Source organism: Caballeronia sp. GAFFF2 (genome assembly GCF_023631485.1).
Taxonomy (GTDB): domain Bacteria; phylum Pseudomonadota; class Gammaproteobacteria; order Burkholderiales; family Burkholderiaceae; genus Caballeronia.
The window spans coordinates 26,069-50,338 of sequence record NZ_JALQDA010000003.1; the positions used below are offsets into that span (position 1 = coordinate 26,069).

The 24,270-nt window shown below is 63.6% G+C and carries 22 protein-coding genes; 9 read left to right on the forward strand and 13 right to left on the reverse strand.

Features of this window, described 5'->3' with window-relative positions; translation table 11 throughout:
- The 4 genes from NCT04_RS00635 to metX are packed head-to-tail and all read right to left on the reverse strand — an operon-like array spanning position 1 to position 4,017.
- Entirely contained in the window at positions 1 to 939 is a 939-nt protein-coding gene (locus tag NCT04_RS00635) for a M48 family metallopeptidase (RefSeq protein ID WP_350029987.1), read from the reverse strand.
- Complete coding sequence (locus NCT04_RS00640) at positions 921 to 2,207, reverse strand: AmpG family muropeptide MFS transporter (RefSeq protein ID WP_250462597.1); 1,287 nt, start codon at positions 2,205 to 2,207, stop codon at positions 921 to 923. The genes NCT04_RS00635 and NCT04_RS00640 overlap by 19 nt, the downstream gene beginning before the upstream one ends.
- A gap of 59 nt (positions 2,208 to 2,266) precedes the next feature.
- Positions 2,267 to 2,875, reverse strand: coding sequence for a methionine biosynthesis protein MetW (gene metW, locus NCT04_RS00645; RefSeq protein ID WP_250462600.1), 609 nt, complete (start codon positions 2,873 to 2,875; stop codon positions 2,267 to 2,269).
- Positions 2,872 to 4,017, reverse strand: a complete 1,146-nt coding sequence (gene metX / locus NCT04_RS00650) for a homoserine O-succinyltransferase MetX (RefSeq protein ID WP_244826752.1) — start codon at positions 4,015 to 4,017, stop codon at positions 2,872 to 2,874. Before metX ends, metW begins: the two co-directional genes overlap by 4 nt.
- 293 nt (positions 4,018 to 4,310) lie before the next feature.
- Between metX and NCT04_RS00655 the strand changes: the two genes are divergently transcribed.
- Together NCT04_RS00655 and NCT04_RS00660 are read left to right on the forward strand one after the other, a co-directional pair.
- Positions 4,311 to 4,592, forward strand: coding sequence for a type II toxin-antitoxin system Phd/YefM family antitoxin (locus tag NCT04_RS00655; RefSeq protein ID WP_244826753.1), 282 nt, complete (start codon positions 4,311 to 4,313; stop codon positions 4,590 to 4,592).
- Positions 4,589 to 4,909, forward strand: a complete 321-nt coding sequence (locus tag NCT04_RS00660; protein WP_244826754.1) for a type II toxin-antitoxin system RelE/ParE family toxin — start codon at positions 4,589 to 4,591, stop codon at positions 4,907 to 4,909. The genes NCT04_RS00655 and NCT04_RS00660 overlap by 4 nt, the downstream gene beginning before the upstream one ends.
- On the opposite strand, the gene NCT04_RS00665 is transcribed toward NCT04_RS00660, so the two are convergent.
- Positions 4,899 to 5,669 (reverse strand): pyrimidine 5'-nucleotidase, encoded by a 771-nt coding sequence (locus NCT04_RS00665; RefSeq protein WP_250462603.1) that lies wholly within the window; start codon positions 5,667 to 5,669, stop codon positions 4,899 to 4,901. The two genes, NCT04_RS00660 and NCT04_RS00665, sit on opposite strands and share 11 nt — an antisense overlap.
- A gap of 76 nt (positions 5,670 to 5,745) precedes the next feature.
- Positions 5,746 to 6,645 (reverse strand): acetylglutamate kinase, encoded by a 900-nt coding sequence (gene argB, locus NCT04_RS00670; protein WP_244826756.1) that lies wholly within the window; start codon positions 6,643 to 6,645, stop codon positions 5,746 to 5,748.
- Positions 6,646 to 6,757: 112 nt separating this feature from the next.
- Between argB and NCT04_RS00675 the strand changes: the two genes are divergently transcribed.
- The 5 genes from NCT04_RS00675 (at position 6,758) to NCT04_RS00695 (ending at position 12,593) form a co-directional block, all read left to right on the forward strand.
- Positions 6,758 to 6,997 carry a cysteine-rich CWC family protein gene (locus NCT04_RS00675; protein ID WP_250462606.1) on the forward strand — a complete coding sequence of 80 codons (240 nt, stop codon included), beginning with the start codon at positions 6,758 to 6,760 and terminating at the stop codon, positions 6,995 to 6,997.
- Positions 6,998 to 7,087: 90 nt separating this feature from the next.
- Complete coding sequence (locus tag NCT04_RS00680) at positions 7,088 to 8,380, forward strand: ATP-binding protein (RefSeq protein ID WP_250462609.1); 1,293 nt, start codon at positions 7,088 to 7,090, stop codon at positions 8,378 to 8,380.
- A gap of 32 nt (positions 8,381 to 8,412) precedes the next feature.
- Positions 8,413 to 8,955, forward strand: a complete 543-nt coding sequence (locus tag NCT04_RS00685) for a response regulator transcription factor (RefSeq protein WP_244826758.1) — start codon at positions 8,413 to 8,415, stop codon at positions 8,953 to 8,955.
- 483 nt (positions 8,956 to 9,438) lie between these two features.
- On the forward strand, positions 9,439 to 10,998 hold the full coding sequence (locus NCT04_RS00690) for a methyl-accepting chemotaxis protein (RefSeq protein ID WP_244826759.1): 1,560 nt from the start codon (positions 9,439 to 9,441) through the stop codon (positions 10,996 to 10,998).
- Positions 10,999 to 11,291: 293 nt separating this feature from the next.
- Positions 11,292 to 12,593: a solute carrier family 23 protein gene (locus tag NCT04_RS00695; RefSeq protein ID WP_250462612.1), complete on the forward strand. Its 1,302-nt coding sequence runs from the start codon at positions 11,292 to 11,294 to the stop codon at positions 12,591 to 12,593.
- Between the two features lie 55 nt (positions 12,594 to 12,648).
- Here the strand turns inward: NCT04_RS00695 and NCT04_RS00700 are convergent, their stop codons facing one another.
- A complete protein-coding gene (locus NCT04_RS00700; protein WP_250462615.1) occupies positions 12,649 to 14,313 on the reverse strand; it encodes a Na+/H+ antiporter in 1,665 nt (554 codons plus the stop codon).
- Between the two features lie 364 nt (positions 14,314 to 14,677).
- Between NCT04_RS00700 and NCT04_RS00705 the strand changes: the two genes are divergently transcribed.
- A complete protein-coding gene (locus tag NCT04_RS00705) occupies positions 14,678 to 15,997 on the forward strand; it encodes a sensor domain-containing phosphodiesterase (RefSeq protein ID WP_244826761.1) in 1,320 nt (439 codons plus the stop codon).
- A 24-nt stretch (positions 15,998 to 16,021) separates the two neighbouring features.
- On the opposite strand, the gene NCT04_RS00710 is transcribed toward NCT04_RS00705, so the two are convergent.
- On the reverse strand, positions 16,022 to 19,597 hold the full coding sequence (locus NCT04_RS00710; RefSeq protein ID WP_250462618.1) for an indolepyruvate ferredoxin oxidoreductase family protein: 3,576 nt from the start codon (positions 19,595 to 19,597) through the stop codon (positions 16,022 to 16,024).
- Positions 19,598 to 19,831: 234 nt separating this feature from the next.
- Here NCT04_RS00710 and NCT04_RS00715 point away from each other — a divergent pair, with 234 nt between their 5' ends.
- Positions 19,832 to 20,479 carry a glutathione S-transferase family protein gene (locus tag NCT04_RS00715; protein ID WP_250462620.1) on the forward strand — a complete coding sequence of 216 codons (648 nt, stop codon included), beginning with the start codon at positions 19,832 to 19,834 and terminating at the stop codon, positions 20,477 to 20,479.
- 7 nt (positions 20,480 to 20,486) lie between these two features.
- Here the strand turns inward: NCT04_RS00715 and NCT04_RS00720 are convergent, their stop codons facing one another.
- From NCT04_RS00720 to NCT04_RS00740, 5 genes are all read right to left on the reverse strand, one after another.
- Positions 20,487 to 20,729, reverse strand: coding sequence for a hypothetical protein (locus tag NCT04_RS00720; protein ID WP_244826764.1), 243 nt, complete (start codon positions 20,727 to 20,729; stop codon positions 20,487 to 20,489).
- A gap of 42 nt (positions 20,730 to 20,771) precedes the next feature.
- The gene (locus NCT04_RS00725) at positions 20,772 to 20,993 is read right to left on the reverse strand and encodes a hypothetical protein (RefSeq protein ID WP_244828154.1); all 222 of its coding nucleotides are present in this window, start codon (positions 20,991 to 20,993) and stop codon (positions 20,772 to 20,774) included.
- Between the two features lie 63 nt (positions 20,994 to 21,056).
- Positions 21,057 to 21,974 (reverse strand): carbohydrate kinase family protein, encoded by a 918-nt coding sequence (locus NCT04_RS00730; RefSeq protein ID WP_244826765.1) that lies wholly within the window; start codon positions 21,972 to 21,974, stop codon positions 21,057 to 21,059.
- Positions 21,975 to 21,979: 5 nt separating this feature from the next.
- The gene (locus NCT04_RS00735) at positions 21,980 to 23,224 is read right to left on the reverse strand and encodes an AGE family epimerase/isomerase (protein WP_250462623.1); all 1,245 of its coding nucleotides are present in this window, start codon (positions 23,222 to 23,224) and stop codon (positions 21,980 to 21,982) included.
- 12 nt (positions 23,225 to 23,236) lie between these two features.
- A complete protein-coding gene (locus tag NCT04_RS00740) occupies positions 23,237 to 24,238 on the reverse strand; it encodes a LacI family DNA-binding transcriptional regulator (RefSeq protein ID WP_250462624.1) in 1,002 nt (333 codons plus the stop codon).
- Between the last annotated feature and the right edge of the window lie 32 nt (positions 24,239 to 24,270).

A 24,270-nucleotide genomic window follows, 5' to 3' on the forward strand; every position in this document is an offset into this window, starting at 1 on the left:
CTAACGCCCACCCTTCTTAAACCGCCCCAAACCGCCGTAATTCGGCAACTGGTCGATGCTCTTTCCCACCGCTTTGGCATACAGCGGCATCATGTCCGGCAGGCGCTTGAGCAAGTCCTGCCGGCGCTCCGGCCCATACGGATGCATCCAGATGAAACCGTTGTCGGAGTGTCGCGTGGCGGTATCGATCTTGTTCCACAAGGTGACGGCCGCGCGCGGATCGTAACCTGCGCGCGAAGCAATCTCGCTGCCGATGACATCCGCTTCGGTCTCGTCGGCGGGGGCGTATTTCATGGCCAGCAACTGATCGCCGATGCCAAGCGGCTGCGAACCGTAATCGGTAAAGCCGAAAAGCTGCGGCATCGTACCCGACGACAACTGCTGCGCCTGCTGCCGCCCGAGCCGCTCGCGCGCATGTTCGCGCAGCGCGTGCGCGATTTCATGGCCGATCATCATGCCGATCTCGTTGTCGTTCAGATGCAGCTTGTCGATGAGCCCGCTATACACCACGATCTTGCCGCCCGGCAAACAGTACATGCGCACTTCGGGCGACTTGATGACGTTGATTTCCCACTTCCAGTTCTTCGCGCGGTCATTCCACTTGAGCGCGAACGGAATCTCGTGAGTGGTGATATCGCGCACGCGCTTGACGAGCGGATTGTCATTGCCGAGCAGTGTCTTGTTGCGCTCGGCGTCGTGGATAATCTGCGCATATTCATCGCTCGCCTGCTGTTCGAGCGTCGCGGGCGGAATCAGATTGCGGAACAACGCCGAGTTGCCGAAGCGGATCTGGCTGTTCGGCGCCGTGTAAGGCGGCGCGCGCTCTTCGTCCTGCGCGCGCGCGGACATGGGCGCGAGCGTCGCCAGCATGAGCGCGCAGATGAGCGCGCCAAGCGTGGGCCGGGCCGGCATCGATACCGTCATCGTGGCGTTCTCCATGGCGCGATCTTCGGCAACAGTAGCATGCCGGGTATGGACAGCGCGACGCACACCATGAAGTACGGAAACCATCCTGTTTCACTCACGATAAAGCCGCTGCCCGCCGCCGCGAAAGTCCGTGGCACGGCGGCGAGGCTCGTGAAGAGCGCGAACTGAGTCGCGGTGTAGCGCGGATCGGTCGTGCTCGCGATATACGCCGTGAATGTGGCGAGCGTGAGGCCCGTCGCGAACGTTTCGAAGCCGTAAAGCACCGCGAGCGCGGCGGGCGACGGCCCGATTTTCGTGAGCCACGCAAAGCCGAGCGTCGCGATGATCTGCAAGAAGCCGAAGACCCAGAGTCCGCGCGCAATGCCGATCTTTACGAGGCAGATACCGCCGATCAGGCCGCCCGCGATGCTCGCCCAGAACGCCACCGCTTTCGCTATCACGCCGATCTGCGTGAGCGTGAAGCCTACGTCGATGAAGAACTTCGTGGCAAGCGCGGTCGCCATGGTGTCGCCGAGCTTGTAGAGGAAGATGAAGCCCAGCACCAGCAGCGCGGATTGCCAGCCATTGCGCGTGATGAACTCGTGGAACGGCTCGACGATCGCCTCGCGCAACGTCTTGGGTGGCGCGCCGTGAATGGCCGGCTCCTTGACCACGAGCGTCATGATGAGGCCCGGCAGCATGAACGCGGCGGTGATCAGAAACACGGTCTTCCACGGAAGAACGTTCGTGAGAATCAGCGAAAGCGAGCCAGGCACGAGCCCCGCCACTTTGTACGCGTTGACATGAACCGCGTTGCCGAGACCTTGCTCGGTATCGGCGAGCAGCTCGCGGCGGTAGGCATCGATGACGATATCCTGACTCGCGCTGAAGAACGCGACGAGCGCGGCGATGGCCGCAACCGCCCACAGGTTCTGCGCGGGCGAAAAGAACCCGAAGGAGCCGATGGCCACCATCACGAGCACTTGCGTGACGAACATCCAGCCGCGCCGCCGGCCCGGACGCCAGCCCGGAAAGCGCGGAATGAAGCGGTCCATCAGCGGCGACCAGACGAACTTCCACGTATAGGGAAGCCCGATCAGCGCGAAGAGGCCGATCTCCTTGACGTTGACGCCCGCAGTCGAGAGCCACGCCTGCAACAGGCTATAGAGCGTGAAGAGCGGCAGTCCGGACGTGAAGCCCAGAAAGACGCAAATGAGGATGCGCGCGTTGAGGAACGCGTGCAAGCCGGGATCTTCTTCGTGAGCTGTAAGAGCGGGCGCCTCGCGTGGCGTTTCGGGCATATCGATGTGGGTAATACGTCGTGGTGGTGCGTTTCGATGCGTGACGGGCCGATTCGAACTCAACGGCGCTTCACGCGATAGACCGCAAGACTACCACGCCAGTTCGCGCCCCAACGGACCGTTTGCCCGTCGTGCAGCACCACGCGGTCCAGTATCTCGATGCCCACTTCGGGCGCGAGCGCCTCGAAGTCCTTGATGGTCAGAACGCGCACGTTCGGCGTGTTATGCCATTGATACGGCAGCGATTTCGAAACCGGCATGCGCCCTTGAATAACCGAGAGCCGATGCTGCCAGTACCCGAAGTTCGGGAACGAGACAATGCATTCGCGACCCACGCGAACGGTTTCACGCAGGATCGCCGCAGTCTGATGAATGGTCTGCAGCGTCTGCGAAAGCACGGCGAAATCGAAGCTGTCGTCTTCGAAGAGACGCAGGCCGTCTTCGAGATTCTGCTGGATCACGTTCACGCCTTTTTGCGCGCATGCGAGCACGCCGGCGTCATTGATTTCGATGCCGTAACCATGCACTTCGAGTTCTTCGCCGAGCAGCGAGAGCAGCGAACCGTCGCCACAACCGAGATCGAGCACGGAGGAACGCGGTTCGACCCAGCGCGCGATGGCGCGAAAGTCCGAACGCAGCGCGAGGGAATCGAGAGTGTGCTGGTTCATGCGCCGATCTCCGTGGCAATTCGTTCGTAATAGGCGCGCATCAAGTTGTGATAGCGCGCGTCGTCGAGTAGGAAGGCGTCGTGGCCGTGCGGCGCGTCGATCTCCGCGTAGCTCACGGTGCGCTTGTTGTCGAGCAGCGCTTTGACGATCTCGCGGGAACGCGCGGGCGCGAAACGCCAGTCGGTCGTAAAGCTCGCGATCAGATACTTCGCCGTGGTGTTGGCGAGCGCGCGGCGCAGGTCGCCTTCGAAGGCCTTGGCGGGATCGAAATAGTCGAGCGCGCGCGTGATGAGCAAGTACGTATTGGCGTCGAAGTATTCGGCGAACTTGTCGGCCTGATAGCGCAGATACGACTCCACTTCGAACTCGACGTCGAAGTTGAAGTTGTACGCGTCGAGCGCGCCTTCGGCACGGCGCAGCGCGCGGCCGAACTTCACGGCCATGTCGTCATCCGACAGATAGGTGATATGGCCGATCATGCGTGCCACGCGCAAGCCGCGGCGCGGCTTCACGTCGTGTGCGTAGTAGTCGCCGCCGTGGAAGTCGGGGTCGGAGAGAATCGCCGAGCGCGCCGTTTCGTTGAACGCGATGTTCTGCGCCGAAAGCTTCGGCGTCGATGCCACCACGATGCAATGCCCGAGCCGCTCCGGATACATCGTGCTCCAGGCAAGCGCCTGCATGCCGCCGAGACTGCCGCCCATCACCGCCGCGAAGCGTTCGATGCCGAAGCGGTCGGCCACGCGCGCCTGCGCATGCACCCAGTCTTCCACCGTCACCACGGGAAAGCTCTTGCCGTAGGGCTTACCGCTTGTACGGTCGATGCTCATCGGCCCGGTCGAGCCGAAACACGAACCGAGATTGTTCACGCCGATCACGAAGAAGCGGTCGGTATCGAGCGGCTTGCCCGGACCAACCATGTTGTCCCACCAGCCTACGTCTTTCGGGTTGTCGGCGTAGACGCCCGCCACGTGATGCGACGCATTGAGCGCGTGGCAAACGAGCACGGCGTTCGAGCGCGCGGCGTTAAGTTCGCCGTAGGTTTCGACGACGAGTTCGTAGTCGTTGAGCGTCGAGCCGCTTTGCATGACGAGCGGCTCGGTGAAGCGCAAGGTTTGGGGAGTGACGATGCCGATTGATTCCATTCATTCCGCCTTGAAATAGCGGCTAAACGGGTGTCGGCGATGCGCGTGTGGATTGACGGCGCGGCTGACGACCTCTTTAGCCGCATTTGTATTGAACCTCCCCGCAATACCGCTTGGGAAGGTTCGCGCGCCCGCAATCGAGTCAGCAAATCGGCGCGTGTTCGAATTTAGATTGAGCGAAGAAGTATAGCGGAAAACGTAATAAAGCCGCCAATAGCGGTGCCCGCGCGTTCTGGATATGGCCCGAGTTTGTGTCTATATTGTCTAATCTGCGCGTGGGCCCTGGAGCGGAAATGAAACCGAGTCGTGTGAGGCCGCTGAGCCATCTCAAGAGCCGCGCGGCCGAAATGATCCGCAACGTCGTCGAGAGCCGCGAGCCCATGCTCATCACGCAAAACGGCGAAGGCCGGGTGGTCGTGCAGGACGTGCAGTCTTATGAAGACCTGCATCAGACCGTGGCTTTGCTCAAGATTCTGGCGATGGGGCAGAAGTACATCGAGGCCGGGCATTGCATAGACGCAATCGACCTCTTCGGCGAACTCGAACGGCTCGACAGGGAAGAAGGCGTCAAGTGAAAACCGTCTTTCTCGATCCGGTGCAGCAGGAGTTGCGCGACTACAGACGCTATGTCATCAACAAGTTCGGCAAGATGGCATGGAAGGCCACGCGCGACGGCCTGGCCGACACCATCGCCGAGATAGAAGCGTCACCGCGTCGTGGCGCGACGCCGCCCGAACTGGTCGACTTCCGCATGACGGGATACTACGAAGTGGCGAGCGGCACCAACCGCGTCATCTACAAGGTGGATGGCGAAACCATCTACGTGCATCTCGTCGTCGATCAGCGCTCGGACCTCGAAGACATGCTCGCGCGGCGCCTCTTCAGGATGTAGCCGCTTTCGCCGCTCGAAAGCCGCCGCCGCGCATGCCGAGCGTGAGCGCGCGCAACGAACGCACGGTGCGATCCACGTAATGCGGCCGGCCCGAGCCGGGCAAGCGCTGCGAAATGCCGCCACTTGACGTGCGCGCCATCGGCAAATGGCCGACGATCCACACCGTGCGAATGCCGAGCCGCCGGTAACGCTTCAGATGCCCGCGCGTGTCTTCCACCAGAATCGCGTCTTGCAGATGCACGTGCGCGCGGCGCATCGCGCGACGGAGCATGGGCGCATCGGGCTTGGCGCGCCAGCGTTCGCCGTCGCGCATGTCCTCGATGGCGATCACGCGCTCGAACAGCTTGCCGATACCCAGTTCCGCGAGCACCGAGCGCGCGTAGAGCGTCGGTCCGTTGGTGAGCACGATCTTGCGGCCCGGCAGCGCGCGCACGATGCGCTTCAGGCCGCGCTCGGCGCGCAGCATGGACGGCAGATCGGGGAAGGTGTGGACTTCGCGCAGGAAATCGGCGGGATCGATGCCGTGATGCCGCACGAGTCCGAGCAAGGTCGCGCCGTATCGCACCGTGTAGCCGACGCGCAGCCGGTTCGCTTCGTCGATATCCACGCCCAGCCGGTCGATGATGTACTGCGTCATCGCGCGATTGATCGCCGGAAAAATCTCGTGCGACGCGTGATGCAGCGTGTTGTCGAGATCGAAGAGCCAAACTGGGCCGCGCGTTTTGACATGACGGCGGCGAGCACTGCGAGATGAACTCATGCGCGATTACGTTCGGCAAATAAAAACGCCCGCGCGGAGCAAACCGCAGCGGGCGTTGGAGGAAGAGTGACGAAGCTCAATGCGAGCGGATCATCGTGCCGAACGGCTGCTCGGTCAGAATTTCGAGCAACACCGAATGCTCGATACGCCCGTCGATGATATGCACCGAACGCACGCCGCTTTTCGCCGCATCCAGCGCGGAGGAAATTTTCGGCAACATGCCACCGGAGATGGTGCCGTCGGCGAAGAGGGCGTCGATCTCGCGCGCGGAAAGGTCGGTGAGAAGATTGCCTTCCTTGTCCATCACGCCGGGAATGTTGGTCATCATCACGAGCTTTTCGGCGTTCAGGACGACCGCCAGCTTGCCCGCGACCAGATCCGCGTTGATGTTGTAGGAGAGTCCGTCTTCGCCGAAACCGATAGGCGAGATGACCGGAATGAACGCGTCGTCCTGCAGCGCCTTCACCACCGCCGGGTTGATGGACTCCACTTCGCCCACCTGACCGATGTCGATGAACTGGCCCGGATTATCGCGATCCGGCATCATCAGCTTGCGCGCGTGGATGAGCCCGCCGTCCTTGCCGGTCAAGCCGACCGCCTGACCGCCGAAATGGTTGATGAGCGTGACGATGTCCTGCTGTACCTCGCCGCCGAGCACCCATTCGACCACTTCCATGGTCTCTTCGTCGGTGACGCGCATGCCCTGAATGAAGGTGCCCTGCTTGCCGATCTTCTTGAGCGCCTGGTCGATCTGCGGACCGCCGCCGTGCACGATCACCGGATTGATGCCGACGAGCTTCAGGAGGATCACGTCGCGCGCGAAGCCTTGCTTGAGGCGCTCTTCGGTCATTGCGTTGCCGCCGTATTTGATCACGACCGTCTTGCCGTGATACTGACGGATATAAGGCAGCGCCTCGGCCAGAATTTCGGCTTTCAGCGTAGGCGCGATCTGCGTGAGGTCAGGTAGCTCGGACATGGCGGCAAATGAGGCGAGGAGCGTTTAAACACGCGGATTGTACAGGAGTGACGCTACACGACAGGTCGTTTTTCCCCGCGCGCCGTCTCGTTTTCCGGCATGGCGGCCGGGCATGCGATCATCGCTTATCAATGTCGATGACACGATGATGAACGTATCGCTTCAATCAGGCTCCGACGCGACGCAACGGTGCACGCGCTGCGGCGCGGCGTTTCATTGCGGCGCGCTCGCCGGCGCTGCGACGTGCTGGTGCGCAACCTTGCCCGCGCTGCCGCGCGAACGCTTGCGGCCGGACTCGACTTGCCTGTGCCGCGCATGCCTGGCGGCCGAGATGGGCCAAGCGTCACGCTGATATTAGGGTGCGACAAATCGCGCCACGTTCGGTTTCACTATAGGCGCAAGCGGGATAATGTCGCATGGACCGCACGCACTCAATCACCCGATGCATCGCATAACCAATACCGGACGGGTCAACCTCGGTCACCTCTTCTGGCTTCGCTCGCTGGCGATCATCGGCCAGTTGACGACCATCGCCGTCGTGCAGATTTTCTACAGCGCGAAGCTGCCCTTGCCGGCCATGCTCCTCGTCGTCGCGCTCGAAATGTTTTTCAACGGGCTGACGTGGCTGCGCGTGGCGCGGGCGCAGCCGGAAACCAATGTCGAACTCTTCGGCCAGATGTGGGTCGACTTAGGCGCGCTCTCCGCGCTTCTGTTTCTCTCGGGCGGCTCGACCAATCCGTTCGTCACCTTGTATCTGCCGTCGCTGGCCATTTCCGCGGCCATTCTGCCGTGGACCATGACCGCGTGGCTCGCGCTCTTCGCGGTCTCTTGTTATGCGCTCCTGAGCTACAACTACGTGCCGCTCAACATAGAGAATCCATCGAATCTGTTCGACTACTTCCGCACGGGTCTGTGGGTGAACTTCATGGTGAGCGTCGGGCTGATCGGCTGGTTCGTCGCACGCATGTCGCGGGCGCTGCGCGTGCGTGACGCTGCGCTCGCCGACGCCCAGCAACGCCATCTGCGCGACGAACGCGCCGTTGCGCTTGGCGTGCAGGCGGCCACGGTTGCGCACGAAATGGGCACGCCGCTGTCCACCATTGCAATGCTGAGCGAGGAATTGCGCGATTCCGCTGCGCACGACCGCAACCTCGCGCCTTACGCGGCCGACTTCGAATTGCTCGAACAGCAGATGGCGCTGTGCACCTCGGCGCTCGCGCGCTTGCGCAGCCGCGCGACGGGGCCGTCGAATCGCCAGCCGCTTCGCGAATGGCTCGCGAGCTTCATCGAGCAATGGCGGCTGCGGCATCCGCAAGTGAAGTTCGAGCACGCGGGCAAGACGCCGGAGTCCATGTCCATCGACGATTCCGTTGCCATCGGTCAGATTCTCACGATCTTGCTGGACAACGCAGCGCGCGCGAGCAGCGAGCTCGTGACCTTGCAGGCATCGGCTGAACGGGTGGAAGGCGTGCAGATGGTGCGCTTCGATATCTGCGATCGCGGGCCGGGCATTCCGCCCGCGCTGCGTTCGAGCCTGGGCGCCGCGCCAGTGGACAGCACGCAGGGCGGCCACGGCGTCGGGCTATACCTTGCGTTCGCGGCGGCGGCGCGCCTGCAGGGATCGATAGAACTCGCGGCGGATCAGCCACGCGGCACGCGCGCGATCTTGCGCCTGCCAAATTTCGGCGCATCGCCCGCCGATGAAGCACGAACCGAATCAAGCGGCGCGGCGTGAGCACGACGCCGGCCAACATTGGAGAAAGAAGCATGAGCGACATGAATTTCCTGATCATCGACGACGACGAGGTTTTTTCGGGCATTCTCGCGCGCGGCCTGGTTCGGCGCGGCTACACCGCGCATCAGGCGCACGACGCGAGCGAAGCGCTGAAGCTCGCCAATCAGCACAAGTTCGGCCAGATCACGGTCGATCTTCACCTCGGCAACGATTCCGGTTTGCGTCTTGTCTCGCCGCTGCGCGACTTGCAGCCGGACGCGCGCATTCTCGTGCTGACGGGCTACGCGAGCATTGCGACGGCGGTTCAGGCGGTAAAGGACGGTGCGGACAATTATCTGGCGAAGCCCGCGAACGTCGAGTCCATTCTCGCCGCGCTGCATGAACAGGCGAGCGAGCAGACGGCGGAAGAAGCGATTGAGAATCCGACTTTGCTTTCCGTGGCGCGGCTCGAGTGGGAGCACATTCAGCGGGCGCTGGCCGAGAACAACGGCAATATTTCGGCGACGGCGCGTGCGCTCAACATGCACCGGCGGACGTTGCAGCGGAAGCTGGCGAAGAAGCCCGTGCGCCAATAAAAAAAGAACCGCCCAAGCCGGGGGAACGAGGGCGGTAATCGGAGAGTTACAACGACTACGTGCATATACAGGGGAATACGCACAGGGAAAGAATACGTCGACTCGTTGCGGCCAAATATACGATTATTCCGAATCTAGGAAGACTCCTAGAAAGCTGCGATTCAGCAGGAACTTGAAGGCGGCGAGCATCCTCGGCGCAGCACTGAACGACAGCGAGCGCGCACGCGCAACGCAAGCGTCCAGCGCTTGCATGACAACGCCAGTTTTCGTCCGCCTTTCGCCTCACATCTCATCCGCCGTATTCTCCGCATTCGATCTCAAGAAGGCCGCAACCCGCGCCGTAAAGCTCTCTATGCGCGAACCTGAGTTCGCACCACGCCGTCCGTGGGCGTCGTCTGCGGGGCGTGGGACCAGACGGACCGGCGCGGAAGCTCGACGCTCGAACGCCGGTCGATGAAGCGCTGGTCGACAGAGGAGACATCGATGAACTGGTTTGACCGCCTTTCCGTGTTTGGCAAGCTCGTGCTGTCATTCGCGGTGGTGATTGTATTTACCGCATGCGTGGGCGTGACCGGCGTCGTATCGCTGGCGAAGATGAACAGCTTGATCGGCGAGATCGGCGCGAAACACATGGACGGCCTTTACTGGGTCGAGGAAGCCAACAAGCACAAGCTGAACACCGACCTCGCCGCCGCGAATCTCACCTTCGCCGACGATGCCGGCAAGGCCAAGCTCAAGGAAGGCATGACCGCCTCGCTCGCAAGCATGCATCAGGCGCTCGACAACCTGCGCCCCACGATGACGACGACGGATGGCCGCGCGCTCTACGACTCGGCGGCGCAGGCTATCGCCGGATGGGAAGACATCGTGCATATGCAGATCGGCACGAAACCCATGCCGACGGACGTCGATCAGATGGGTCTCATTGCCCGTGCGATCGATGCCAGCGAGAAAGCGCGCGCATCGCTCGAACGTCTCGCCGACTTCAAGCGTGAGCGCGCAACCGGCGCACGCAACAACGCGGCGTCCGAATACCAGACGATGCGCGTCGTGATGCTCGCACTCGTGCTCGGCGCGATGGCGGCCGGCGGCTTGCTCGCGGTCTTGATCGGCAGGCGGCTGTCGGCGCAGCTCGGCGGCGAGCCGGGCTATGCGGCGCAAATTGCGAACCGTATCGCGGAAGGCGATCTCACGGCGCGCGTGCAAACGCGTCCGGGCGACGACAGCAGCATGCTTCACAGCCTCGGCAACATGAGCGTGAAGCTGGCGGAGATCGTCGGCGGCATCCGGCATTCGAGCGAATCGATTCTGTTCGCATCGCGTGAAATCGCACAAGGCAACACCGACTTGTCGCAACGCACGGAAGAGCAGGCGGCGTCGCTGGAAGAAACCGCGTCGAGCATGGAGCAGCTCACTGCGACCGTGCGTCAGAACGCCAGCAACGCCGATGAAGCCAGCGGCCTGGCGCGCGGCGCATCGGATGTCTCGACGCGCGGAAGCGAACTCGTCGGCGAAGTGGTGGACAACATGCGCGAACTCGCGGCGGGCTCGAAGCGAATGACGGACATCATCGCGGTGATCGAAGGCATCGCGTTTCAGACCAATATCCTGGCGCTGAATGCCGCTGTCGAAGCGGCGCGCGCGGGCGAGGAAGGACGCGGTTTCGCGGTCGTCGCCGGTGAAGTGCGTTCGCTTGCGCAACGCAGCGCGATGTCGGCGAAGGAGATCAAGGAACTGATCGAAGCGTCGACGGCGCGGGTGGACAGCGGCGCGGCGATCGCCGAGCGCGCGGGTTCGACCATGGCCGAAGTGACGGAAGCCGTGCAGCGCGTGACGGACATCATGGCGCAGATTTCGGCGGCCTCGCACGAGCAGAGCGCGGGCATCGAACAGGTGAATCGCGCGGTGGCGCAAATGGACCAGGTGACGCAGCAGAACGCGGCGTTGGTCGAGCAAGCGGCGGCCGCTGCGGGCGCGATGGCCGATCAGGCCGAGCAACTGAAGGGCGCGGTCGCGGTGTTCGAACTGGACGGGCGCGGGTAATTCGGTTCGCGCTGGCCGCTTGCGATGGGGGCCAGCGTCGAATGTCGCCGACGGCGAGCAGCGGACGCGCTAGCGTTTCGGTGCTCATCGTGCGGTCGCGTTCGAGCGGGCCGCGCATGAATCTCGGCGCCAATGCGCCTTTCGCAACGATGCGTGCGAAGCGCTCATCGCCGCAAGCCTCCCGTAATATCACCTCGCTTGCCACCCTGCATCCCACTCCGTAAACTCGCGCCAGTTTCCAGAACACCCGCGCCGCACGAAACGGCGTCAATGTCGAGAAGGAGTTGTTTCCCATGTCCAATCCCTATTTCCCGCGCTGGCCCGTCCAGCCGGATGCGCAAGGCGGCCGCGTCGTCGGCCCCGATGAGCGCCTGCCCTGGCCGCAGATGTTCGCCATGGGCATTCAGCACGTCGTCGCCATGTTCGGCTCGACCGTGCTCGCGCCGCTTCTCATGGGCTTCGATCCCAATCTGTGCATTTTCATGTCGGGCATCGGCACGCTGCTCTTCTTCGTGCTGGTCGGCGGACGCGTGCCTAGCTATCTCGGTTCGAGCTTCGCGTTCATCGGGCTCGTCATAGCGGTGACGGGCTACAGCGGCCACGGCCCGAACATGAACATTCCCGTTGCGCTCGGCGGCATCGTGGCGTGCGGCGTGGCTTACGCGATCATCGGTGCAATCGTCACGGCGGTCGGCACGAAGTGGATCGAAGCGCTGATGCCGCCCGTCGTCACCGGTGCGATCGTCTGCGTGATCGGACTGAATCTCGCGCCTATCGCCGTGAAAGGCGTGAGCGCCAGCAATTTCGATTCGTGGATGGCGCTTGTCACCGTGCTTTGCGTGGGCGGCGTGGCCGTGTTCGCGCGCGGCATGGCGCAGCGCCTGTTGATTCTGATCGGGCTGGCGATTGCCTACATCATCTACGCGGTGCTGACCAATGGCATGAGCATGGGCAAACCGATCGACTTCTCGATCGTCGCGAACGCCGCGTGGTTCGGCATGCCGCACTTCACCGCGCCCGTGTTCGAACCGCAGGCGATGACCCTGCTCGCGCCCATCGCGATCATTCTCGTCGCCGAGAACCTCGGCCACATCAAGGCGGTCGGCGCGATGACGGGACAGAGTCTCGACCGTTACATCGGACGCGCGTTCATCGGCGACGGACTGGCGACCATCGTCTCCGGTTTCGCGGGCGGCACGGGCGTGACGACTTATGCCGAGAACATCGGCGTGATGGCCGTCACGAAGATTTATTCGACGCTCGTGTTCGCCATCGCGGCATTGTTCGCCATCGTGCTCGGCTTCTCGCCGAAGTTCGGCGCGGTCATTCAAACCATTCCGGGGCCGGTGCTCGGTGGCGTGTCGATCGTGGTGTTCGGGCTGATCGCGGTGACGGGCGCGCGCATCTGGGTGGTCAACAAGGTGGACTTCTCGGATAACCGCAATCTGATCGTCGCGGCCGTCACGCTCGTGCTCGGCGCGGGCGACTTCACGCTCAAACTCGGCGGTTTCGCGCTTGGCGGGATTGGCACCGCGACGTTCGGCGCGATCATTCTGTATGCGCTGCTGCGCCGGCGTGGGTCGGGCGTGGTCTGATGACAAAGCGCCTGCGCGCCCGGTGGAACGCACGCGCAGGCAAGAGAGCATGCTCTCAAGCCGACAACCCCCGCTTCCGATTCACCAGCGCGGTCTCCGCCAGATCGATCTCCCGGATGAGCTTGTTCAACGTCTCGTCGTTGATCGTCTGAGCCGCGCGTAACCTGAACAACTCGGCCCGCTCGGCGCGCATCGCGGCCATGCGCAGCCGTGTCTCGACCATTTCGCTTCTCTTCGCGGCCACGCGTGGCGCTTCCTCATCGCCGAGGGATTCCAGCCTTCGCCGGTAAATGCCCATCACACGCGCGGATGAATCCGTGCAGCGCGCCGCCGCCGTTTCGTCCATCTGCTCGATCAGCGTCTCGTGCGTGTCGTCGATAGCGCGTATCGCCGCCTGCGCGATGCGCCGCCGCGCCATGCGCTCCTCCGCCGCGTAGGGCTTGTCGATGCGCGCGGTGCCGCGCAAGAGAATAGGCAAGCCGATGACCGCGATGACGAGCGAAACCAGGATCACCGCCGACGCGATGAAGATTGCCACGTCGCGACCCGCGAGCGGCGTGCCGTTATCGAGCGTGACCGGCAGCGAGAGCACGCCCGCGAGTGTGACCGCGCCGCGCACGCCGCCAATCGTGGTCATGGCGAGCGTGCGAAAACCGGGCGCCGCGCCAATGCCCTGTTTCGCGGCGTTGCGGCTCGCCACCCAGCGCAGGCAATACACCCACACGAAGCGCAACGCATACAACGCGACGACGGTCGCAAGCACATAGCCGATCAAAAGGCCCACTTGAGCGTCGCCATCGTGATGTGCTTCGATCAGCGCCTGCCCGATCACGTGCGGCAACTGCAGGCCGAGCAGAATGAACACCATTCCGTTGAAGACGAACTCGATCATCGCCCAGGTGCTCGTCATGCGGATACGCACCGCGCTCGGAATGCTGTCGCGCAGGCTCTGGATGTTCATCATCATCCCCGCCGATACCGCCGCCAGAATGCCCGAGCAACCCGCGCGCTCGGCGATCACGTAGGCGGCGAACGGAATCAGCACGGTGAGAATGACGCCCGCCGCGGGGTCGTCGTCCTCGGAAAACTTGAGGATGCGCGCGGGTATCTCCGTGATCGCCCAACTGATCGCCGCGCCGATGGCGAGCCCGCCCGCCGCGATGATGAAGAAGCTGATGGTCGCGTCGCGCAGGGAGAACACGCCGGTGAGCGCCGCCGCGATGGCGAACTTCAGCGCGACGAGGCCGGACGCGTCGTTCATCAGCGCTTCGCCTTCGAGGATATGCATGAGGTTCGGCGGAATGCGATTGCGCCCGGCAATGCCCGTCAGCGCGACGGCATCCGTCGGCGAAAGTACGGCCGCGAGCGCAAACGCGACGGGCAGCGGCATCTCGGGAATCATCGCGTGCAGGAAGTAGCCGAGCAGCCCGACCGTGATGAACACGAGGCCGAGCGCGAGCATGAGGATCGCGCGGCGCTGCATGTAGAGCTCGCGCTTCGGAATGCGCCAGCCATCCGCGAAAAGCAGCGGCGGAATGAACAGCAGCATGAAGAGTTCGGGATCGAACGTGACGTGAAGCCCGAAGCCGTGCCACGCCAGCACCGCGCCGATGGCGATCTGGATCAGCGGCAGCGGCAGCTTGACCGGAAGCAGGCTCAGTCCGAAGCCGGACAGCGCGACCACCATCAGAAGAATGAGTACGGTGAAGACGATTTCCATATGTGCGGTACTGCACGACGCAAAGAGGCGAAAGCCCTTGATGCCGTCTAGCATTGTTCGGGCGACGCGAAAGTTTATCGCGTGAGCCGGTCAGGGTTGATATACGGTGATATACGACGCTCGCACCGCGGAGGTGCGCATGCACGGGAAATCGCCTGATAGCGGTGCACATTCCACCTAAAACGCCGACAAATCCACATGCATTGCTCGCATGGAGCTTGCTTTATCGTCAGCCACGGGGGACGCAAGACTCCCGGCAGATCAACGAGGGCTGTTCTATGAAATCGGTATTGGACGGGGCCGGGGCGGGACCGGTCAGGCTTGGCCAGGCAAGAGATTCGGCGTTTTGCGGGAGGGCACGGACATGGTGATCGCGAATCCGGAAAAGGCGACGGTCACCACGCGTAGCTTCGAACTGGGCGTGACCTCGGGCTTCGACCGCTATTCCGTCGAACATGGCGACCTGACGCTCTCGAGCGTCTTCCAGCCGGTCTTCAGCCTTTCGCATATGCGCGCGGTCGGCTACGAAGGCTTGTTGCGCGCGCATGACTCGCTCGATCGTCCGGTTCCTCCGGTCGATGTTTTCGGGCAGGCATCGCGTATTGGCGAAGCCATGCTGATCGACCGGCTGGCGCAGGCGCTGCATCTGGAAAACTTCAAGATGCTGGGCGCGCAGACCGAATGGCTCTTTCTCAACGTGCATCCCGGCGCGCTGACCGAGCCGTATCACGCCGCCGCGTTGATGGCCAACCTCAAGCGGCTGCATATCGAGCCGCGCCGCGTCGTGCTCGAAGTGCTGGAGCAGAGCGCCGAAGACATGGAACGGCTCGCGCTCGCCGTGCAGCAGTTCCGCGATCAGGGCTTTCTCATTGCGCTGGACGACTTCGGCGCGGGACATACGAACATCGAACGCATCTGGCAACTCGATCCGGATATCGTGAAGCTAGATCGCGTGATGCTGTCGCACGCCGGGCAGAACGTGCACGCGCCTTCGTCGTCGCGCACGATCAAGCAGCGGCAGAACATGGAAGCGGTGCTCTCGGGCATCGTGTCCTTGCTGCACGAAGCAGGCAAGCTCGTGCTGATAGAAGGCGTCGAGACCGAACACGAGGCGCAATTGGCGCTTGCGAGCGGCGCGGACTTCGTGCAGGGCTTCTTCTTCGCGCGGCCGCATCCGGGTCTCGCGGATGGCGACCACGCGAAAACCGTCATCGGCGAACTCACCGAGCGCTACCGCTTGCAGACCGAGGCGCGCGAACGGCGCGTGGCGACGCGGCTGCAACCCTACGTGCGTGCCTTCGAGCGCGCGGCGGAACGGCTTGCGGCGGGCGAGCCGCTCGACGAAGTGTGCTGGAACTTCCTCGCGCTCGATAACGCCGCCCGCTGCTTCCTGCTCGACGCCAACGGTCGCCAGGCGGGCCGCAATGTCGTGCTGCGCGCCGACCGCGCGGCGCACGAAGCACGATTTCTCCCGCTGATCGACGCGCAAGGCGCGAACTGGCTGCGCCGACCATATTTTCGGGCGGCGCTCGGCGAGCCGGAGCGCGTGCACGTGACGAAGCCGTATCTGTCGATCAACGAGGCGATGCCTTGCGTCACGTTGTCGGTGGAGACGCGGCTCGACGGCAAGCGCTGCGTGCTGTGCGGCGACATCGACTGGATCTCGGACGACGAGCTCGTCTGAGAGCCGAGGCGTCACACGTCCCGATCATTTCGCCACGACGACCGAAATCACCTTCAGGCTCGATGCGCCCTTCATCGTTTCGATGGACGCGCGCACCGCGTCGCCCGTCGCCGCTTCAATGCCGATGCGCGCCGCGATATCGCGTTCGCCGCGCTTGACCATCGCGAGGCTGGCGAGCTTCACGTGACCGTAGCCGCGCACGCGTTCGAATAGCGCGGCAAGCGCCAGCACGTCTTGCGCGTTGTGCGTATCGCGTTTGGCGAGCGCGCGTTGCATCGTGAGTTCGTAATCGCTGGCGAGTTGACGCTCCATGCGCCGTTCGAGCGTCTTGCCGAACGGATCGAGCACCGTGCCGCGCAGCGCGCGAAATCTCGACAAGCCGCCGAGCACGGACCACATCCATTGACCGAACACCTTCTTTTTCGGCGCGCGTGACATGGCGGGCGGCGCGAGATTGAACTTCACGGTGTAGTCGTCGCCGGCCGCGCCTTCGAACTGCGCGGCGAGCGCGGCGCGAAACGCCGGGTCCGTGTAGAGGCGCGCGACTTCGTACTCGTCCTTTACCGCGAGCAGCTTGTAGAACGTGACCGCAACGGCGCGCGTGAGGACGTCATCGCCCGATGCGGCCTCGACGAGCGTGCGATAACGCGCGACATACTTCGGGCCGCCATACGCGAGAAGCCGTTCCTCGCGGTCGCGGATCAGCTCGCGCAAGGGCATGTCCGCCATCGCGACACGCTTGTTTTCCTTCGATGCCGCCAGCGCTTCCAGCGCGCTCGCATCCGCCGCCGCGAGCCGTCCGATGGCAAAGGCCAGCTTGTTCGCGGCCACCGCCACGTTGTTCAGTTCGAGCGCGCGCATGAGCGCCGCGTGCGACAACGGCACGAGCCCCAACTGCCACGCGAAGCCCAGCATCAGAATGTTCGCGCCGATGGTGTCGCCGAGAAAGCGCGTGGCGAGCGCCTGTGCATCGCAGCTTCGGAGCGCGTCGGCGGCATGGGGCCCGGCTGCGTGCCGCATCTTGTCGATGAGCGCATCCGCGTGAAGATTCGCCTCGGGGTTCTGCACGAAGCTCGCGTTGGCGATAGCGTGCGTGTTCACGACGATCTTCGTTCTGTCGTGCCGCACCGTTTGCAAGGCTTCGGGACTCGCGCCCACCACCATGTCGCAAGCGAGCAGCAAGTCGGCCTGTTGCGTGTCGATGCGCACCTGGTTCAGAAGCGCATCGGTCGCGGCGAAGCGCACGAACGACAGCACCGAGCCGCCTTTCTGCGCGAAGCCCATGAAGTCGAGCACCGACGCGCTCTTGCCTTCCAGATGCGCCGCCATGCTGATGAGCGCACCCACGGTGACCACGCCCGTGCCGCCTACGCCCGTGACCAGGATGTCATAGGGCGCAGCGTCGAGGTGCGCTTGCGGCAAGGGCAGGGAATCGACCTTTCGCGCGAGTTCGGCTGGATCGAACGCGTGGCCTTCCGCCTTCTTGAGCTTCGCGCCTTCGAGCGTGACGAAGCTCGGGCAGAAGCCATTCACGCACGAATAGTCCTTGTTGCAGGACGACTGATCGATGCGGCGCTTTCTTCCCAACTCCGTTTCCACCGGTTCGACCGATAGACAGTTCGACTTCACGCCGCAGTCGCCGCAACCTTCGCACACCGCTTCGTTGATGAAGAGCCGCTTGTCTGGATCGGGAAATTCGCCTTTCTTGCGGCGGCGGCGCTTTTCGGCGGCGCAGGTCTGGTCGTAGATGAGCACGGTGACGCCCGGCGTGTCGCGCAGACGGCGCTGCACGGCATCGAGTTCGTCGCGATGATGAAACGTCGTGCCGCGCGGAAACTGATCTTCGTGGCCGTCGTACTTTTCGGGCTCGTCGCTGACCACGACGAGCAGCGCAATGCCTTCGGCTTCCACTTGCCGCGCGATTTGCGGCACGGAAATGCTGCCATCGACGGGCTGGCCGCCGGTCATCGCGACGGCGTCGTTATAGAGAATCTTGTACGTGATGTTCGCCTTCGCGGCCACGGCTTGACGAATCGCGAGAATGCCCGAGTGGAAATAGGTGCCGTCGCCCAGGTTCTGAAACACGTGCGGCGTTTTCGTGAACATGGAATGCGAAGCCCAATCGACGCCTTCGCCACCCATCTGAATGAGACCGGTCGTGTCGCGCTCCATCCACGAAGCCATGAAGTGACAGCCGATGCCCGCCTGCGCCACCGACCCTTCGGGCACCTTCGTCGACGTGTTGTGCGGACAGCCCGAGCAGAAGTAGGGCGTGCGCTTCACGGCATCGGCGATATTGGACAGAATTTGCGGCGCGACGAGATCCACCACTTTGTCGCGGCGATCGAGCGCGGGCTTGTGACGCGCGAGCCATTGCGCGAACACCGGCAGCACGCGCGAGGGCCGCAACTCGCCGAGCGCGGACAGAAGCGGCGCGCCATCTTGCGCTGTCTTGCCGATCACCACGGGACGCGCACCTTGCGCGCGGTTGTAGAGATGGTCCTTGATCTGCTGCTCGATGACCGGCCCTTTTTCCTCGATCACGAGCACTTCCGCGAGCCCTTCGACGAACGATTCGAGCCGCGTCGTTTCGAGCGGATACGAGAGCCCGACCTTGTAGATGCGCACGCCCGCCGCATCCAGATCGGCGATGGTGAGATCGAGGCGGCGCAGCGCTTCCATTAGATCGAGATGCGCCTTGCCGCACGTCACGATTCCCACGTTGGCGCGCGGGCTCGGCGCAATCCATTTGTCGATGCTGTTTTCGCGCGCGAAGTGCCGCGCCGCTTCTATCTTCGCGGCGAGGCGCGATTCGATGGTGAGACTCGGCAGATCGGGCCAGCGGTTGTGCAGTCCGCCCGGCGGCGGCGTGAAGTCTTGCGGCGCTGGCCAGTCACGGCGGATGCCGTCCAGATCGACGGTCGAGCCGGATTCGACCGTCTCCGAAATCGCCTTGAAGCCGACCCACGCGCCCGAAAAGCGCGACAGCGCCCAGCCGTAGAGACCGAACTCCAGCATGTCGGCCACGTTCGACGGATTCACCACCGGCATGTGCCACGCGATCATCGCCTGATCGCTCTGATGCGGCATCGACGAAGACACGCAGCCGTGATCGTCGCCGGCGACGACGAGCACGCCTCCATGCGGCGAAGAACCGTAGGCGTTGCCGTGCTTGAGCGCATCGCCCGCGCGGTCCACGCCAGGGCCTTTGCCGTACCACATCGCGAAGACGCCATCGACGGTGCGCTCCGGGTCCGATTCAACGCGCTGCGTGCCGAGCACCGCCGTGCCGCCGAGTTCCTCGTTGATCGCGGGCAGAAAGCGCACGTCGTGCGACGCGAGCAGTTTCTTCGCCTTCCACAATTGCTGATCGACCATGCCAAGCGGCGAGCCTCGATAGCCGCTCACGAAACCGGCCGTGTTGAGATTCGCCGCGCGGTCGAGTTCGCGCTGCATCAGGACGAGCCGCACGAGCGCCTGCGTGCCGGTAAGGAAGATGCGGCCGCTCGTGGCGCTCAGGTTGTCGGTCAGTCGATAGCCCGACAATGCCGGTTCTTTAGAGTGCGAGGCGAATGAGTCAGCGGGAACACGCGCGTTCATGGAGTCTCCGTTCTTTTAGGTACGCGGGGCAGGTCTCCATTTTTCGCTGTCGAAGGCGGAAAGTTTTTGCGCACTTCCCGACTATCGCGCTCTCTCGGAAAGTAATTGGATTAATTTCGAGATAACCGAGCGGAATCTCCTCGATTGCCCGGGTCCTCACGTATACCCGAAGCGGGATCGCGCATGCTTTGGGTCTAACCTGAACGCCCGACGATCGCCCCAAGAAGGATGCCGATGAAGCTCTATTACTGGCCGAAGACCCGCGCTTTTCGCGCGCTGTGGATGCTCGAGGAAATGCGCGTGCCTTACGACCTCGAGTTCGTGAACATCCGCGCGGGCGTACAGAACGAGCCCGCGTTCTGCCGCGTCAATCCGATGTCGAAACTGCCCGCGCTGGAAGACGGCGACGTCAAGGTGGCGGAGTCGGGCGCGCTGCTGCTGTATCTCGCGGATCGCTATCCGGAAACGAAGCTCGGCGCTTCGCCGCACGACCCGTTGCGCGGCCGCTTTCTGCAGTGGATGTTCTTCACCGGTTCATGTCTCGAACCCGCGATGGCCGAACGCATGACCGGCGCACAAGGCAACACGGTGAGCTTCGGATGGGGCGATCTGGCGCGCGTGGAGCGCGCCATCGAAGGCGCGCTCGAAGAAGGCCCGTGGCTGCTCGGCGAACAGTTCAGCGCCGCCGACATCCTCGCGGCGAGCACGCTGCAGATTGCGTTCATGGCGAAGCTGATCGCGCCGCAGGGCGTGCTCTTCGATTATGTCGAACGGGCGGTGGCGCGCGATGGTCATGAACGCGCGGCGGCGATCGATCATCGGGAAGCGGAGCGGCTCGCGTTACGGCCGCATACCGGCGCGATCACGCCGCCCGCGCATTGAATGAGATTTAGGGAAACGTGCGCGGCTTAGGAATTCCCGCACCGGCTTCGATGTCCGCTACCGCGCGTCGATGCGCAAGCTCGACCGCGGCGGCGGAATCGGCAAGGCCGTCGCCGCCGACCGTGGACCACGCTTGCACGGGTTTGTCGTTATGACGGATTTCGTACTCCGCATCCCAGCGCGCGCCCTGCAATTCGAGCGGCTTGACGTGGATGGCGTAGACGCCATAGAGGAAGACCTGCTCCGGCATGATGCCCTCCCGATCAGGATAAGCAGCGGCGCGCCGCTGCTCCTACAGTTCGATTTCCCCGAGAATTCGATGCGCAAGCGCGCGCGCTTCTTCCAGCGCTTCGTGCTCGTTTTCCGATGCGGCTTCCACTTCGTAGAGTGTCGGCTCGGTGTCTTCGCCGTCGTCGCGTTCGAGTGAGACGAGACCCTGATACTTGTCCCCGTCGATGGCGCGCACGCCGATCGTCGCGGTATAGATGCCTTTCGTGTACGTCGTGTCTTCCATGAGCGCCTCCGGCAAGGACGAAATCATGCTAGCACGCGGTCATGGAACGCGTATGACGCCGTGCTACCGGAGCAACTCCTCCACTTCTTCGAGCGATGGCGAATGCCCGCCCGAATGCCGGCATGCCGCCGCGCCTGCCGCCAGCGCGAACTTCAGGTGATCGGGCCATTGGCCGTGACGCGCCATCAGGCTATAGAGCAAGCCGCCGATGGACGCATCGCCGGCGCCGACCGTATCCGCCACTTCGACGCTTGGCGGCCGCGCGCGATATTCCTGGCCATCCGCATAAAGCGTGGCTTCGTCCGAACCGCGCGTGACGAGCACGGTGGCTTGCGGGTTCATCGCGCGGATTTGCGCGAGCGCGTCCGCTTCGGACAAGCCCTTGAACAGCATGTGCAGGTCTTCGTCGGAGACCTTGATAAGATCGGCGAGGGCGGCCATCTTGCGCAGCGTCGGCTCGTAGCCGTGCTCCATCAAGTTCCGATAGTTCGGATCGAAGCTGATCTTCACGCCGTGCTGACGCAGTTGCGCGGCGAGCGCGGCGAGCGTGTTGCCGAGCGGTTGACGCACGAGGCTGATGCAGCCGAAATGCGCCCACTTCACGCGCTCCATCCAGCCTTGCGGCAGCTTCGACGGATCGAACGCGAGGTCCGCGCCGTTCTCGCCCATGAAGTAGTAAGTGGGCGGCTGCGTCTTGTGGACGATGGCGAGCAGCGGCGGACGTTCCACTCGCTGCAGGAAACGCATGTCGAGGCCGGCGGCGACGCTTGCGTCCCAGAGATCGTCGGAGAAATTATCGGTGCCGAGCGACCCGGCCGCCGCCGTCGGCAACCCGAGACGCGCAACCGCGCGCGCCACGTTCCAGCCCGCGCCGCCCGGACGCGAAAGCCAGCTCGACACGTCGGTGCGGATCATGTCCGTGAGGATGTCGCCTGCGGAAACGAATTGCGGAAAGGTCTCGGAGGTCTTCTCGGTTGCCATGCGCGTCACCGTTGTGTCGAATGGGACCCGAGCGCGTTCAGCACTTCGTAGCACGCGCCCATGGTGTGATAGTCGGTCTTGCCGGCGGGACTTTTCTCGTCGCCGTACTTGCGGTTGTCGCACGTGAGGATGCGATACCACGCGCCGTATTCGTGATCGACGAAGTGTTCCCAGCTATAGCGCCAGAGTTCGTCGTAGCTGTCCCAGAAGCGCTCGCGGCCCGTGCGCGCGCCGAGCAGCGCCGCCGCCGCGAAGCTTTCGGCCTGCACCCAGAAGTACTTGTCGTGATCGCAGATGGTGTCGTCGGGGCCGAAGCCGTAGTAGAGGCCGCCATGACGATCGTCCCAGGCGCGGCAGAAGCCTGCATCGAACAATTCGATGGCGCGCGGCGCAAGCCACGGCAGCGCGCGATGCCGCTCCAGGATCAGCAGCAGCTTCGCCCATTCGGTCTGATGCCCCGGCTGAAAACCCCACGGACGAAAAATGTTCGAGCTGTCGGATTCGTTGTAATGCCAGTCCACCGACCAGTCGCGCTTGAAGTGTTCCCAGACGAGGCCGTGCGAAAGCTTCGCCTGCCGCAGCGTGATGTTGCCCGCGATCTTCTCCGCGCGATCCAGATAAATCACGTGGCCGGTGGCTTCATACGCGGCAAGCAGCGCCTCGGTCGCGTGCATGTTGGCGTTCTGCCCGCGATAGTCGGACAACTGCCAGTCGGGCGTGGCTTCGTCGGCGTAGAGACCTGCTTCGGCGTCCCAGAAGCGGCGCTCCATCAGCGCGAAAGTCTCGTCGATGAACGGCTTCGCTTCGTCGATGCCCGCCATGGCTGCGTGCGCGCAAGCAAGCAGCACGAACGCATGGCCATAGCAATGACGCGTGCCGTCGAGCGTGTTCGCCTGGCCGTCGCGCCATTCGATTTCCCAGTCGTAGCCTTCGTGCTTCGCGTCCCAGTGGGCGTCGCGCAGGAATTGGAACGCGTGGCGCGCCCAATCCTGATACGACGGATCGCCGAAATGGCGATAAGCCATCGCGTAATTGAAGACGAAGCGCGTGCTGCTGACGAGATGGCGCGTGGTGCGGTCGTAGACGCGGCCGTCGTCCTTGAAGAAGTGGAAAAAGCCGCCTGACTCGTCGCGCGCGGTGGGCGCGTAGAACGCGAGCGTGTCGCGCACGTGCGAGAGCAGGAAGTCGCGGCTGCGGAAATCGACGCTCGCTTGCGGCGCGGTTTCCACGGGGGATGCGGTCAGGTTCATGTATCGCTCATCTCATATCTGGCCGGAGCTCGCGCGGGCGATGAAATCGACGCCCACCAGCGTGTCGGCCTGCCCCGGCGGGTTCGCATTGTCCTCCAGCAACAAGTCGACGCCACGACGGCCGAGCGCTTCCTTGTCGACCGTCACGGTCGAAAGCGGCGGCGTGCTCTGCGCGGCGGCCGGGATATCGTCGAAACCGACGAAGGCGATGTCCTCCGGCACGCGCATACCGTGCGCGAGGCATACGCGCATGGCGGCGAGGGCCGCTGCATCGTTATAGGCGAAAACCGCGTCGGGCAAAGGAATGGATTGCGCGCGCGACTCGCCGATCAGCCGCTGCATGGCGTCGGCGGCGGCGAGATCGGGAGGCGATCCAGGGTGCGTGACGAGTTCCAGCATTGGGTCGAACAGCAGGCCGGCATCGAAATACGCCTTGCGATAGCCAAGCGCGCGCTGCGCGATGCTGTAATGCGCGAGCGATCCGCCGATGAACGCCACGCGCCGCCGCCCCTGCGCGAACAGATGCTGCATTGCAAGCGACGCGCCCCTTACGTTGTCGATGTTTACCGAGCGAAAGCCCGGCGCGCGCAGGTCGATGAGCACCGTGGGGCGCGCCAGCGAATGCAGATGCGCAAGCAGTTCCGGCTCGACGAAGCCCGCGACCGCGATGGCGTCGGGAGCGTGCAGGCGCATTTGCTGCGCGAGATCGAGCGTGGGACCCGCGGTCAACACCGACGGCACTAGCCGATGTTCGCGGCAGGCTTCCTCGAAGCCATGCAGCACATGCGAGAAAAACGGGCTGGCGGCGAAGTTGTTGTGCTGCCTATGCAGCAAAAACGTGACACGGCGAATGCGCGTGCGCAATTGCGCGGCATCGTAACCGAGTTGCTGCGCGACTTCGATGACGCGCACGCGCGTGGCTTCCGACAGCCCCGGCTGGTTCTTGAGCGCGCGTGACACCGTCCCGATCGAGACGCTTGCCGCGCGCGCGACATCGCGAATGGTGGTGGCCATCGTGGTGATTCTGTCTCCGCGGATTTCCTGCG

What these genes read in the sequence shown, in the direction of transcription:
- NCT04_RS00635 (WP_350029987.1), bottom strand. Translation starts at nt 939, where the DNA reads ATGGAGAACGCCACGATGACGGTATCGATGCCGGCCCGGCCCACGCTT.
- NCT04_RS00640 (WP_250462597.1), bottom strand. Translation starts at nt 2,207, where the DNA reads ATGCCCGAAACGCCACGCGAGGCGCCCGCTCTTACAGCTCACGAAGAA.
- metW (WP_250462600.1), bottom strand. Translation starts at nt 2,875, where the DNA reads ATGAACCAGCACACTCTCGATTCCCTCGCGCTGCGTTCGGACTTTCGC.
- metX (WP_244826752.1), bottom strand. Translation starts at nt 4,017, where the DNA reads ATGGAATCAATCGGCATCGTCACTCCCCAAACCTTGCGCTTCACCGAG.
- NCT04_RS00655 (WP_244826753.1), top strand. Translation starts at nt 4,311, where the DNA reads ATGAAACCGAGTCGTGTGAGGCCGCTGAGCCATCTCAAGAGCCGCGCG.
- NCT04_RS00665 (WP_250462603.1), bottom strand. Translation starts at nt 5,669, where the DNA reads ATGAGTTCATCTCGCAGTGCTCGCCGCCGTCATGTCAAAACGCGCGGC.
- argB (WP_244826756.1), bottom strand. Translation starts at nt 6,645, where the DNA reads ATGTCCGAGCTACCTGACCTCACGCAGATCGCGCCTACGCTGAAAGCC.
- NCT04_RS00675 (WP_250462606.1), top strand. Translation starts at nt 6,758, where the DNA reads ATGCGATCATCGCTTATCAATGTCGATGACACGATGATGAACGTATCG.
- NCT04_RS00680 (WP_250462609.1), top strand. Translation starts at nt 7,088, where the DNA reads ATGCATCGCATAACCAATACCGGACGGGTCAACCTCGGTCACCTCTTC.
- NCT04_RS00685 (WP_244826758.1), top strand. Translation starts at nt 8,413, where the DNA reads ATGAGCGACATGAATTTCCTGATCATCGACGACGACGAGGTTTTTTCG.
- NCT04_RS00690 (WP_244826759.1), top strand. Translation starts at nt 9,439, where the DNA reads ATGAACTGGTTTGACCGCCTTTCCGTGTTTGGCAAGCTCGTGCTGTCA.
- NCT04_RS00695 (WP_250462612.1), top strand. Translation starts at nt 11,292, where the DNA reads ATGTCCAATCCCTATTTCCCGCGCTGGCCCGTCCAGCCGGATGCGCAA.
- NCT04_RS00700 (WP_250462615.1), bottom strand. Translation starts at nt 14,313, where the DNA reads ATGGAAATCGTCTTCACCGTACTCATTCTTCTGATGGTGGTCGCGCTG.
- NCT04_RS00705 (WP_244826761.1), top strand. Translation starts at nt 14,678, where the DNA reads ATGGTGATCGCGAATCCGGAAAAGGCGACGGTCACCACGCGTAGCTTC.
- NCT04_RS00710 (WP_250462618.1), bottom strand. Translation starts at nt 19,597, where the DNA reads ATGAACGCGCGTGTTCCCGCTGACTCATTCGCCTCGCACTCTAAAGAA.
- NCT04_RS00715 (WP_250462620.1), top strand. Translation starts at nt 19,832, where the DNA reads ATGAAGCTCTATTACTGGCCGAAGACCCGCGCTTTTCGCGCGCTGTGG.
- NCT04_RS00720 (WP_244826764.1), bottom strand. Translation starts at nt 20,729, where the DNA reads ATGCCGGAGCAGGTCTTCCTCTATGGCGTCTACGCCATCCACGTCAAG.
- NCT04_RS00725 (WP_244828154.1), bottom strand. Translation starts at nt 20,993, where the DNA reads ATGGAAGACACGACGTACACGAAAGGCATCTATACCGCGACGATCGGC.
- NCT04_RS00730 (WP_244826765.1), bottom strand. Translation starts at nt 21,974, where the DNA reads ATGGCAACCGAGAAGACCTCCGAGACCTTTCCGCAATTCGTTTCCGCA.
- NCT04_RS00735 (WP_250462623.1), bottom strand. Translation starts at nt 23,224, where the DNA reads ATGAACCTGACCGCATCCCCCGTGGAAACCGCGCCGCAAGCGAGCGTC.
- NCT04_RS00740 (WP_250462624.1), bottom strand. Translation starts at nt 24,238, where the DNA reads ATGGCCACCACCATTCGCGATGTCGCGCGCGCGGCAAGCGTCTCGATC.